Annotated in this window: 9 protein-coding genes; 1 reads left to right on the top strand and 8 read right to left on the bottom strand. The window is 62.9% G+C overall.

The window, feature by feature from the left end:
* Positions 1 to 326: 326 nt before the first annotated feature.
* The 3 genes from IFO71_RS16790 to IFO71_RS16780 all read right to left on the bottom strand — a co-directional run bounded on the left by IFO71_RS16790 (position 327) and on the right by IFO71_RS16780 (position 4,239).
* Positions 327 to 2,498 carry a putative bifunctional diguanylate cyclase/phosphodiesterase gene (locus IFO71_RS16790; RefSeq protein WP_192030819.1) on the bottom strand — a complete coding sequence of 724 codons (2,172 nt, stop codon included), beginning with the start codon at positions 2,496 to 2,498 and terminating at the stop codon, positions 327 to 329.
* On the bottom strand, positions 2,495 to 3,370 hold the full coding sequence (locus tag IFO71_RS16785; protein WP_192030822.1) for a phosphate/phosphite/phosphonate ABC transporter substrate-binding protein: 876 nt from the start codon (positions 3,368 to 3,370) through the stop codon (positions 2,495 to 2,497). The genes IFO71_RS16790 and IFO71_RS16785 overlap by 4 nt, the downstream gene beginning before the upstream one ends.
* An 83-nt stretch (positions 3,371 to 3,453) precedes the next feature.
* The gene (locus IFO71_RS16780; RefSeq protein ID WP_192030818.1) at positions 3,454 to 4,239 is read right to left on the bottom strand and encodes an RNA methyltransferase; all 786 of its coding nucleotides are present in this window, start codon (positions 4,237 to 4,239) and stop codon (positions 3,454 to 3,456) included.
* 75 nt (positions 4,240 to 4,314) lie between these two features.
* On the opposite strand from IFO71_RS16780, the gene IFO71_RS16775 reads away from it, so the two are divergent.
* A complete protein-coding gene (locus tag IFO71_RS16775; protein ID WP_192030817.1) occupies positions 4,315 to 5,124 on the top strand; it encodes an inositol monophosphatase family protein in 810 nt (269 codons plus the stop codon).
* Positions 5,125 to 5,951: 827 nt separating this feature from the next.
* Here IFO71_RS16775 and secF read toward each other — a convergent pair.
* The 5 genes from secF to queA form a co-directional block, all read right to left on the bottom strand.
* The gene (secF, locus tag IFO71_RS16770; RefSeq protein WP_192030816.1) at positions 5,952 to 6,935 is read right to left on the bottom strand and encodes a protein translocase subunit SecF; all 984 of its coding nucleotides are present in this window, start codon (positions 6,933 to 6,935) and stop codon (positions 5,952 to 5,954) included.
* A gap of 15 nt (positions 6,936 to 6,950) precedes the next feature.
* Positions 6,951 to 8,828 (bottom strand): protein translocase subunit SecD, encoded by a 1,878-nt coding sequence (secD, locus tag IFO71_RS16765; RefSeq protein WP_192030815.1) that lies wholly within the window; start codon positions 8,826 to 8,828, stop codon positions 6,951 to 6,953.
* 58 nt (positions 8,829 to 8,886) lie between these two features.
* A complete protein-coding gene (gene yajC, locus IFO71_RS16760; RefSeq protein WP_192030814.1) occupies positions 8,887 to 9,225 on the bottom strand; it encodes a preprotein translocase subunit YajC in 339 nt (112 codons plus the stop codon).
* A gap of 135 nt (positions 9,226 to 9,360) precedes the next feature.
* Complete coding sequence (gene tgt / locus IFO71_RS16755; RefSeq protein ID WP_192030813.1) at positions 9,361 to 10,476, bottom strand: tRNA guanosine(34) transglycosylase Tgt; 1,116 nt, start codon at positions 10,474 to 10,476, stop codon at positions 9,361 to 9,363.
* Positions 10,473 to 11,501, bottom strand: coding sequence for a tRNA preQ1(34) S-adenosylmethionine ribosyltransferase-isomerase QueA (queA, locus tag IFO71_RS16750; protein ID WP_192030812.1), 1,029 nt, complete (start codon positions 11,499 to 11,501; stop codon positions 10,473 to 10,475). The genes tgt and queA overlap by 4 nt, the downstream gene beginning before the upstream one ends.
* Between the last annotated feature and the right edge of the window lie 74 nt (positions 11,502 to 11,575).

The raw sequence follows: 11,575 nt of genomic DNA, 5'->3' as shown, positions 1-11,575 counted from the left end.
AGCAGCCGACCGAGCGTAGCGAAGGCGCAGGCTACGAAGTAGCCGTTGCTGCGTAGCAGCCGAACAACGCGGCAATCGGCGCAAAGGACCTCAGGGCGAATGCCCTGCGTAGCCGCGCAGCGGTCGAATGAGGGCCGTGCCAGCGCCGAAAGATCGCGAACACTCTGTTATCTCAACACCATCGGTCGAAACTCTCGCCCCGCTTGGAATTGCCGGATCTTTCGCGCAGGCGGACATGCCGTGAGCCTGTCGAACAGTACAGGAGGCGCGGAACTTGAAGTTGAACAGGATGTTCAGACTTCCCCTTGCCGAATCGATGCGTCGGCTCAGGCGCTGCTGCGCCCCCAGCTGATGCTCGGCTGCTCGCCGAGGAAGCGTGCGGAAAATTCTTCGCCGTTCAGCGGCCGCCCCAACCAGAAGCCCTGCGCCTGGTCGCAGCCGCGCTCGCGCAGCCAGTCGAACTGCGCCTCGGTCTCCACGCCTTCGGCAACCACGCCGAGCCCCAGCGAATGCGCCAGACTGATGATTGCCCCGGTGAGCGCCAGATCATCGCCGGCAGCCGGCAATTCGGCGACGAAACTGCGATCGATCTTGACACCATCGATCGGCACCTGACGCAGTTGCGTCAGGCCGGAGAAGCCAGTACCGAAGTCATCCAGCCAGATCTGAACACCCAGCTCCCGCAACCGCGTAACCAGCACTGCCGCCTGGGCCTCTTCGCCCAGCACTGCCGTTTCGGTGATCTCCAGATGCAGGGCCGATGGTGGCAGGCCTGAGCTACCAAGCGCTTCTGCCACCTGATCACAGAAATTCGACTTGCGCAGCTGCACCGGTGAGACATTGACCGCAACAAACAGTTTGGGGTTGTCCTGCAACCACAGCTTGGCCTCGCAGCAGGCGGCCACCAGCACTTCGCGCCCCAGTTCTTCGATCACCCCGCAGCGTTCTGCGATCGCCACAAAAGCACTGGGCTCGACCACGCCCAGCCGTGGATGAACCCAACGCAGCAGGGCTTCCGCACCGACCAGACGGCGATTGGCCACATCAAGAATCGGCTGGTAATTGACGCTGATCTCGCCGCGCTCCCAGGCACCGCGCAGTTCAGCCTCGAGCCGCGCATCCTTGACCGCCTGATGATCCATGGTCGATTGGAAGAAGCGCAGGCAATTCTTGCCGGCCAGCTTGGCCTGATACATCGCCAGATCGCCGGCCTTGAGCAGAGCGCGGGCGTCACCGGCGTCATTGGGATACAGGGTGATGCCGATCGAGGCACCGAGAAAGGCCTGTCCTCCGCCCGCCAGAAACGGCCGCTGCAGTTCGCTGAGCAGGGTTTCCGCCAGCTGTCTTGCACGATCACGCACGGTGTCTCCGGCACTGAACAGGATGACGAATTCATCGCCACCCAGACGCGCCAGCAAAGGCTCGGTTTCGTCCAGGGCCGCGAGGCGCTGTCGCAGTCGCGAAGCGACCTGCTCCAGCACCTGATCGCCAGCATCATGACCCAGCGAATCGTTGACCCGCTTGAAGTCGTCGAGATCAATGAACAGCAGCGCCAAGCTCTGCCCTTGCGCCCGCGCGCTGACCAGACGCTGGTCGAGGCGCTCGCGAAAGGCCAGACGATTGGCCAGGCCGGTCAACGAATCGGTATAGGCCAGCCGAAGAATCTCCTGCTCATGACGACTGATGCTGTCGGCCATGGTGCGGAAAGCGCGCTGCAGTTCACCGAGCTCGTCGCGACGATGCAACGGCAGGCTAAGGCTGTAGTCGCCCGCGGCAACCTGCTGGGCGGCGGCGGCCAGACGCCGGATCGGCCCGACCAGGCCGCGGCTCACAATCAGCACCAAGGCACCGGCCGCCGCGGCCAGGGCCAGGAACAGCAGGGCCAGACGACGGAAGCCCTGCTCGCGCTGGGAGGCCAGTCGCTGCCCCAGATCAGCGCTGGCGGCCAGCTCAAACTCACGCGCCGACTGCAGCGACATGCCGACGCGAACGCCGCCGATGCGCTGATCACCGATGTACATCGGCATCACTACATCGACCTGGTCGTCACCGCTAAAACTCTGCAAATTCAGCGCAGCCGCGGCTTCCCGTCCAAACGGATCGTTCATTGGCTGGCCAAAGGTGGCGATATCGCTGGAGCCATCATGCACGATCAGACCGGCGTCATCGAATACCAGCACGTAACTCACATCAGGCAGTTTCTGCGCCGAACCGACCACTTCGCCGATTCTGGACAGATCGAAGTAGTACAGCGGATTGGTCAAGGTCTCGGCCAACATGCGCGCAATCGATTCACCGCGCTTGCGCACGCCGGTGCTGGCCATGGTGCGGATCGCCTCGACACTGAGCGCGCTCAGGCCCTGCTGTGCGTTGGCCTGCTCGCGAACGCCGAACCAGAAGCTCAGCAGCACGGTCCCCATGGCCAGGGTGGCCAGCAACAAGGTCCAGCCGGCCAGTCGCAGCGCCGGCGCGCGCCTCGGGCCGTGCTCGACACTCATTCGATCACCGCCTTCACCCGCGCTGCCGCCTGCGCTGTCTGCTGCAAGGCGCGCTGGAACTCGTCATCGATCGGCAAGAACCGGTTGGTACCGAAGAATCGCTTGAGGTGTTCCTCGGCTTGCGGATCATCGGCTGCCTGAACCAGCAGTTTGCGCAAGCGCTCGACCCAAGCCCTCGGCATGTCAGCGCGGGTGATCTCCACCCCGCGAGGGTAGGGCTCCGTGGTGTGAATCACCTTGAGGTCGCGCTGAAACAGCGGTGGCAGGCGACGCGGATTCTGCCAATCGAGGTTGCTGAACGAGCCAGCGATCACCAGCCGCTTGTGCACCCAGGCAGCAATATTCGACTCCGACTCGGCAAACACGTAGCCCACCACATCCGCCGCTGGCAGATCGCGCGGCGACAGCAGAATTTCCAGACGCAGACCCGCTTCCAACAGCGCGGCCGCTGGCGCGTAGTAGGCACTGGTGGAGTTGCGGTTCTGGAAGGCGATGGTGTGGCCGCGCAGCTCCTGCAAGGATTCGATGCCACTGTCACGTCGAACGAAGATGACGCTGCGATACAAGGGCGCCGCATCGCGTTCGGTGATCACCAAGGGCTGGGCACCGGTGCGCTCGGCCAGCAACATGCCGGTGGTGGCCGTCTCGGTCACCCAGTCGACTCGTCCGCGGCGTAGATAGCTGGCCATCTGCTGCACGTCGGAAGCCATGAGCACGCGGCCGCGGCGCACGCCAAGATCATTCATCCGCGGCACCACATACTCAAGCAAGGCCTTGAGCTGATCGTAGTGGCGCTTCGGGTCATCGCTGATTCGCCCCAACACCAGGGTATGGCCTTCGGCCACCTCAGCATTGCTGGCAATCGCCGGCATCGGCGAAGAAAGGAATAGCAGCGCCAACAGCCAACTGGCCGCGGCGCGGACGACTCGAAGCTGTAACGCTGCAGTCACGATGATCAGCGGTCCTGTTGTGCCAATCCAGCCATCCGTTCCGCATCGGCGAGGATGCCATGCAGTATGCGCAATTCGCGCTCGCTTGGGCGCGCTTTCAGAAACAATCTGCGCAACCGCCGCATCACCGTCACTGGCGAGCGTCCCTTGTGGAAATCGATCGCATGCAGAGCGCGGTCGAGGTGGTCGAAGAAGCGTTCGATCTGAGCATGCTCGGCGGGGGTGTCGCTGTCTTCATCCGACGCGCTGTCATTGCGCGGCTGCAACGACTCGAGTAGCGCACAACGCAGCTCATAGGCCAGTACCTGCACCGCCGCGGCAAGATTCAGCGAGGAAAAGTCGGTCGAAGTGGGAATATGCACGGCGGCGTGACAAAGCTGCAGCTCATCGTTGCTGAGGCCGGTCCGTTCGCGGCCGAACACCAGGGACACTCGACCGCCGCGCCGCAGCTCGGCCAGCATCTCAGCCGCCGCCTGCCGCGGCGACCATTCCGGCATCCGCACGTGGCGCACCCTGGCGGTGGTGCCCACCACCAGGCTGCTGTCGGCCACTGCATCGGCCAGGCTCGGCCACTGCGGTGCGGCATTGATCAGATCTTCGGCTCCCGACGCCATTGCCTTGGCTTCACCAGCGAACGGATCGCACTCGCAGGCCGCCAGCTGCAGGTGCTGCAACCCCATGGTTTTCATCGCCCGGGCCGCGCTGCCGATGTTCCCAGGGTGTGACGTACCCACCAAAACAAAACGCAGGCTGTCGGTCAACGCGGCATTTTCCAGCGAAGCTGCTGTCATCTGCTAAACTTTCCGGTCGTTTGACGCCGCTGCAAGCGGCGTTGGTTCTCTCACAGCCAACCCATGGACCTTCGGATGCAAAAGCCTGCGGTCACCGTCATGATCAAGGCCGCCCGCCAGGCCGGCAACCTCATCGTGCGCCAGATTGGTCGCGTCGAAGGTCTCAATGTGGTCGAAAAAGCCAAGCACGACTTCGCCAGCGAAGTCGACGCCCAGGCCGAGCGCGAGATCATACGCGAGTTGAAGCGCGCCTTTCCTGATCACGCCTTCCTGGGCGAAGAAAGCGGCAAGCAGGGCAACAGCCGTTTCACCTGGGTGATCGACCCGCTCGATGGCACCAGCAACTTCCTGCACGGCATCGGCCACTACTGTGTGTCGATTGCCCTGCTCGATCGCGACGAACCAATCCATGGTGTGGTCTACGACCCCTTGCGCAATGAGATCTTCCACGCCTCCAAAGGCAGTGGCGCCTTTCTCAACGAGCGCCGCATCCGCGTTACCCAGCGCACTGAACTGAGCGGCGCCATGCTGATCACCGGCTTTCCGCCGCGCGAACGCAAGCGTCTGGGCGCGCAGCTGAAAGTGATCGAACAACTGCTCACCGAAGCCGAGGCCGAAGACATCCGCCGTACCGGCTCAGCCGCGCTGGACCTGGCCTATGTCGCCGCCGGCCGCGCCGATGCCTACTTCGAAGCGGGAGTGAAACCCTGGGATATCGCCGCCGGCATGCTGCTGGTGCGCGAGGCCGGAGGTCGCTGCTGCGACTTCCGCGGCGGCGGCGACAAGCTGCTCGATGCCGGCCAGCTGATCGCCAGCAACATCAAGCTCAGCGACCCCTTGAGTCGGGCCATGGTGCAAAGCGGGTACGCGACGGCGTTCGACTGATCGGTGGCGCCACGTCGCAAGCGGCCCCCCGGCGGTTCGCTGCGTCTCGCGCCACTGTGGTTGATCAACCCACCAGGCGAATCTGGCTCCGCTTCCGGAGACGGCCAGGAGCGGGCTGTCAGGGCTGTTCCTTTCTTCCTGTGGGAGAAGGTGCGCGAAGGGCCGATGAGGGTACGAATACGCCGTGGGTGTGGTTGCAACCAAACGTTGACGACACCCTGCCCTCACCCCCGGCCCCTCTCCCACGGGGAGAGATCGATGCGCACTGACAACGCGCGCCGGCTGGTGCCCCGGAACTCCCTCCCCGATGTTCGGCGAGGGCCGGGGTGGGGTTAGGGAGCCGATCTTTGCCTGCACAGGGGCCTCGCATAGCGAGGTTCCTGGGTAGGGGAGCCGCTTCGGGTCGCCGCCACGCTGGCTGAGCTTGTCGAAGCCAGCCGACCAGCATTGCAACCTCAATGCTCACGTGGGCACCTTCAGGGCTCGCTTCGGTAAGGCACCCTTCGACAAACTCAGGGTGCGTCAAGGCGATTCCATCGCTGCAGCCCTCGGACTCTCATCCGCCCTTCGGGCTGTCTCTCAGTGCGAACAAGGCAGGCATCGTCCGTTTCGGGTCGAGAGTTCGCATCGGGTTTCTGCGGTCAGCAACTACCAGAGCCACAAGCGTGCAGATCGATCCTGCGCATTCTCGGTCCCTGGCATCTGTCCTGGCGTTGACCAACAGCCCCCCTTCAAGAGGTGCAAATCCTGCACGCCAATAGTGGCCGGCGTGCACACAAAAAAAGGCCGCCCGAAGGCGGCCTTTTTCTTATCCACGTGAACCTCGATTACGGCCGACGTGCCAGCGCTTCTTCGTCCTTGGCCTTCGGCATCAGATCCTGCTTGGTCACGCCCAGGCTGAGCAGCACCGGCGAGGCAAAGAAGATCGAGCTCAGGGTGCCGACGGTGATACCCACGATCAGCGCCAGCGAGAAGCCCTGCAGGGCTGGACCGCCGAACACATACAGCGCGACCACGGTCAACAAGGTGGTCAGCGAGGTCATGATGGTACGCGCCAAGGTCTGATTGATCGACATGTTCAGAACCTCTTCTGGCGAGGTCTTGCGGGTCGAGCGGAACAGTTCGCGCACACGGTCGAACACCACAATCTTGTCGTTCACCGAGTAGCCGTCGACGGCCAGAATGGCCGCCAGCACGGTCAGGTCGAAATCGAGGCCGAGCAGGGAGAAGAAGCCGAGCGTGATGATGACGTCGTGCAGCTCGCCGGCCACCACCGACACCGCGAACTTCCATTCAAAGCGAATGGCGATGTAGATCATGATGCCGGTCAGCACCACGAACACTGCGACGATACCGTTGTAGGCCAGCTCCTTGCCGACCTGCGGACCAACGAACTCGCTGCGTTTGATGGTGACCTTGTTGCCGCCGACCGACAGTGCCTTGATCACTTCCAGACCGACCGCGGCATTGCGTCCATCCAGCGAGGATTCGTCGAGCGACACTTCGCTCTCGTCGGCCAGCTTTTCCACCGACTCCGGCGACAGCCGAATCGAGAAGTTCTTCGAGCTGAAGCGCTGCACCACGGCACCGCTCACCTCGGCCGCTTCCAGCGCTGCCACCACGGCCGGCTGCTCGATCGGCTCCTCGTACAGCACTTCAACCAGGGTGCCACCGGTGAAATCAAGCGCTAAGTTGAGGCCGCGGGTTGCCAGCGAGATGATGGAAATCAGCACCAAGGCAAGCGACACCGCCACGGTGACGCGGCGGATGCCCATGAAATTGATATTGGACTTGGGATCAAAGAATTGCATGGTGGTATCCCTGCCTCAGACCGACACGTGGGTCACCTTGCGGCGACCTCCATAAATCGTGGTGACCACGGCACGACTGATCGTGACCGAACTGAACATCGAGGTTGCGACGCCGCACAGCAACACAATGGCGAAGCCGCGAATCGGGCCGGAGCCGAACACTGCCAAGGCCAGCGCTGCAATCAGCTTGGTGACGTTGGAGTCGAGAATGACGGTCCAGGCGCGCTCGTAGCCGGCCTTGATGCTGGCCGCTGGCGTGTTGCCCGCCGCCAGTTCTTCACGGACACGCTCGAGAATCAGCACGTTGCCGTCGATCGCCATACCCAGGGTCAACACGATGCCGGCGATGCCCGGCATGGTCAGGGTGGCATCGAGGAAGCTCAATACGGCACACAGCATCAGCAGGTTCATGAACAGAGCGAACACCGCCACCACGCCCATCAGCTTGTAGTAGACGATCATCAACAGGCAGACCAGGGCGAAACCGAGCACGATGGCGCGCGCGCCGGCCTCGATATTGGCCTGACCCAGGGACGGCCCGATCACCCGCTCTTCGACGATATCGACCGGTGCCGCCAGTGAGCCAGCCCGCATCAGCATGGCCAGTTCATTGGCGTACTGCGAGCTTTCCAGGCCGGTAATCTGAAACTGCTTGCCGAACACACCCTGGGTGGTGGCAACCGAGATCACCTCCTCATTGATGCGGATGCTGCGCACTTCCTTGCCGTCGACCATCTTGTTTTCCGGAATGCGCTCGATGAACACCACGCCCATCTGCTTGCCGACGTTGTCGGTGGTGTGCTCCAGCATGCGCTGACCACCGGTGCTGTCGAGACGTATCGACACCATCGGGCCACCGCTTTGCGGATCGAAGCCTGAGGTGGCATTGACCAGCTGGTCGCCGGAAGCAATCACCCGCTTGGACAGCAGAACCGGAAACTGATTGCCATCGGCACCACGCTCACGGCGCTTGTACAGACGGGCATCGGGCGGAATACGCCCCGAGCGCTCGGCCTCAAAGGCCGAATCCGGGCTGTCGCCCATCACCGCACGCCATTCCAGGGTCGCGGTGGCGCCGAGGATGCGCTTGGCCATGGCGGTGTCCTGCACGCCCGGCAGCTGCACCACGATGCGCGAAGAGCCTTGGCGTTGAATGACCGGCTCGGACACGCCGAGGCTGTTGATGCGATCGCGCAGGGTGCTGATGTTCTGCTCCAGCGCGTTGTCCAGAATCGACTTCAGCTCGACCGGGCGAATATTGGCGTTGAGCGTGCCTTCCGTGCTGCCATCTTCAACGATCAGCTCGGGCAACTCGGCGGTGATCGCCTGTGCGGCCTTGCCAGCCTCGGCAGCGTCACGCAGTGCGATGAATACGCCGCTTTCGGTCTGGCTGATTTCAGTGCTGCGAATCTCGGCCGTACGCAGAATGCTGCGAATATCTTCAACCAGCACATTGGCGCGCTTGTCGAGAGCGGCCTTCTCATCCACTTCCATCAGAAAGTGCACGCCACCCTGCAGATCGAGGCCGAGCACCATCGGCGTGGCCTTGATGCGCTCCAGGTAGTCCGGCACGGTAGAGGCAAGATTCAGCGCCACCGTGTAGTTCTGGCCCAGTTCGGCACCGACCAGATCGGCCGCCAGCAGCTGATCGTCGGACGAGTTCAACCGCACCAGCAGGCTGCCGTTCTCGACCGCGGCGTTCTTGATGCCGATCTCCCTCGCCTCGAGCGCTCCACGTACGCGCTCCAATACGGCTTGATCGACCACGGTGCCGCGGTTGCCATTGACCTGCACCGCGGGATCCTGCGGGAAGATGTTTGGAACGGCATAGATAACGCTGATCACGCAGACCAGCATTACGAGGATGTATTTCCAGCGTGCAAATTCGAGCATGGCGGACCGGGGCGGCGATGCCGCGTCAGAAGTGAATGAAAGGGGTGGCGGACTTGCCTTAGGCCGATTTCAGCGTGCCTTTGGGCAGCACGGCCGTGACGGCGTGCTTCTGCACTTTGACCTTCACGCCCTGAGCGATCTCAACGGTCACGAAGGCATCGCCCAGTTCGTCAACGCGACCAGCCAGGCCACCGGCGGTGACCACTTCGTCACCTTTGGACAAGGCCGACAGCATCGCCCGGTGCTCCTTCGCACGCTTGCTCTGCGGGCGAATGAGGAAGAAGTAGAACACCACGAACATCAGTCCCATCATCACTAGCAAGGACATGGGAGATCCCTGCCCCTGCGGCGTCGCCTGGGCAAAAGCCGGGCTGATCAAGAAGTCGAGAAGCTGCATTGCGATGTCCTTGTAATTCGTAAATGGTTGATTCGGGCCGCTTTACGCCCAAGCCCGGAGTCAAAGACCGGCGATTATGCCACGTCGGGACGATTCGGCGATTTGCAAGGGCCAATCGGCGGATTTCTTCGAATTTCAGCCATCCGAGCCGCGACGACGGTAGAAATCGACCACGAACTCCGCCAGCCGCCGCTGTTCGATGGCCTGCCGCATGCCGGCCATCAGCTCCTGGTAGTAGTGCAGATTGTGGATCGTGCCCAACATCGGACCGAGCATTTCGTTGCAGCGGTCGAGATGACGCAGGTAGGCACGACTGAAGCCAGAACGGCAGGTGTAGCAGCTGCACTCCGAATCAATCGGCGCCACGTCCTTCTCGTACTTGGCGTTGCGTATGCGCACGGTGCCGAAGCGAGTGAAGAAATGGCCATTGCGCGCATTGCGGGTGGGCATCACGCAATCAAACATGTCGATGCCGCGCCGCACCGCTTCGACTAGATCTTCCGGGCGCCCTACGCCCATCAGGTAGCGCGGCTTGTCCGTCGGCAGCATGGGCACGGTGTCTTCCAGAGTGCGCTCGCGCTCGTGCTGCGGCTCGCCCACGGCCAGACCACCCACGGCATACCCGTCAAAGCCGATATCGATCAGTCCGGCGGCCGAGCGTTCGCGCAGCCCGGCATGGACCCCGCCCTGCACGATGCCGAACAGGGCGGCATCGTTGCCCGCATGGGCTTGCTTGGAACGCTCGGCCCAGCGCAATGACAGCTCCATCGATTTGCGCGCCACCTCCTCGGTGGCGGGATACGGCGTGCACTCATCGAAGATCATCACGATGTCGGAATCCAGCACGCGCTGAATGCGCATGCTTTCTTCTGGCGACAGAAACACCTTGGAGCCGTCTACCGGCGAAGCGAACTTGACCCCTTCTTCGGTGATCTTGCGCCGATGCGCCAGGGAGAACACCTGAAAGCCACCGGAGTCAGTGAGGATCGGCCGATCCCAGCCAATGAATGCGTGCAGCCCGCCGAACTGTTCGATCACCTCGAGTCCGGGACGCAGGAACAGGTGGAAGGTATTGCCCAGAATGATCTCGGCGCCGAGCTCGCGCAGCGAAACTGGCGTCATGCCCTTGACCGAGCCATAGGTCCCCACCGGCATGAAGCACGGCGTTTCGATCGTGCCGCGCGGAAAGCTCAGACGTCCGCGACGCGCGGCGCCGTCTGTTCCCAACAGAGAGAACTGCATTCGACTCATGCGTCGGGCTCCAGCCACATGGCGTCGCCGTAGGAATAGAAACGGTAGCGCTGCTCGATGGCATGTTGGTAGGCGGCCAGCACACGCTCGCGGCCAGCAAACGCGGAAACCAGCATCAGCAAGGTACTCTCCGGCAAGTGGAAGTTGGTGATAAGGGCATCGACGCTGCGGATCTTGTAGCCGGGAAAGATGAAGATCTGCGTCTCGCCGGCCAGCGGTTTCAGATCGCCGCCCTGACTGGCCGATTCCAACGCCCGCACCACGGTGGTTCCCACCGCAATGACGCGGCCGCCGCGGCGGCGGGCGTGCCGCACCTGTTCGACCAGCTCGGCGCCGACATTCAGCCATTCGCTATGCATCCGGTGCTCGTGCACCAGTTCGCTGCGCACCGGCTGAAAGGTACCGGCGCCGACATGCAGAGTGACATGGCCAATCTCAACACCTAGTTCGCGCACCGCATCAAGCAGGGGCGCATCGAAATGCAGGCCCGCGGTCGGCGCTGCCACGGCGCCGGCGTGGCGGGCAAATACGGTCTGATAGCGCTCGGTATCGGCCGCCACCGCCTCGCGCCCCATGTAGTGCGGCAAGGGCAAATGACCGGCGCGCGACAGCAGGTGCTCCATGGTTTCACTGCTTTGCAAACGCAGCCGATAAAAGCCTCCGTCGCGCGACAATACGCGGAAGCTGCCGCCAGCATCGAGCTCAATCACGGCGTCTTCCTTCGGCGGCTTGCTCACCCCCAGCTGGACGATTGCCTCATGCTGACCGATCACCCGCTCGATCATGATCTCGACCCGGCCACCGGTCGTCTTCTGGCCGTACAGCCGAGCCGGAATCACCCGTGTGTCGTTCAGTACCAGTAGATCGCCCGAGCGCAGAAGCGAAGGTAAGTCGCGCATCTGTCGATCTTCGAACGGCGCCGGTGCCGGCGGCACGCGCAGCAGCCGACTGGCCGAGCGCTGCTCAAGCGGCTCGGAAGCAATCAGCTCGGGCGGAAGCTGGTAGTGGAAATCGCTGCGTTTCACCGGATCTGCAAGACTGCGCTGGGGCCGAGCGGAGGTCGGCGAGGGTGGGCTGCGGGACATCGTTCCGATGCCGT

The organism is Pseudomarimonas arenosa (assembly GCF_014841215.1).
In the GTDB taxonomy this organism is placed as follows: Bacteria; Pseudomonadota; Gammaproteobacteria; order Xanthomonadales; family Xanthomonadaceae; genus Pseudomarimonas; species Pseudomarimonas arenosa.
The sequence above is the reverse complement of the archived record's forward strand: the minus strand, read 5'-3'. Positions and strand labels throughout refer to the sequence as shown.

Bases quoted from the DNA above. Each gene is read 5' to 3' on its own strand.
- secD (WP_192030815.1), bottom strand. From the start codon at position 8,828: ATGCTCGAATTTGCACGCTGGAAATACATCCTCGTAATGCTGGTCTGC.
- tgt (WP_192030813.1), bottom strand. From the start codon at position 10,476: ATGAGTCGAATGCAGTTCTCTCTGTTGGGAACAGACGGCGCCGCGCGT.
- secF (WP_192030816.1), bottom strand. From the start codon at position 6,935: ATGCAATTCTTTGATCCCAAGTCCAATATCAATTTCATGGGCATCCGC.
- yajC (WP_192030814.1), bottom strand. From the start codon at position 9,225: ATGCAGCTTCTCGACTTCTTGATCAGCCCGGCTTTTGCCCAGGCGACG.
- IFO71_RS16775 (WP_192030817.1), top strand. From the start codon at position 4,315: ATGCAAAAGCCTGCGGTCACCGTCATGATCAAGGCCGCCCGCCAGGCC.
- IFO71_RS16785 (WP_192030822.1), bottom strand. From the start codon at position 3,370: ATGCCGGCGATTGCCAGCAATGCTGAGGTGGCCGAAGGCCATACCCTG.
- IFO71_RS16790 (WP_192030819.1), bottom strand. From the start codon at position 2,498: ATGAGTGTCGAGCACGGCCCGAGGCGCGCGCCGGCGCTGCGACTGGCC.
- IFO71_RS16780 (WP_192030818.1), bottom strand. From the start codon at position 4,239: ATGACAGCAGCTTCGCTGGAAAATGCCGCGTTGACCGACAGCCTGCGT.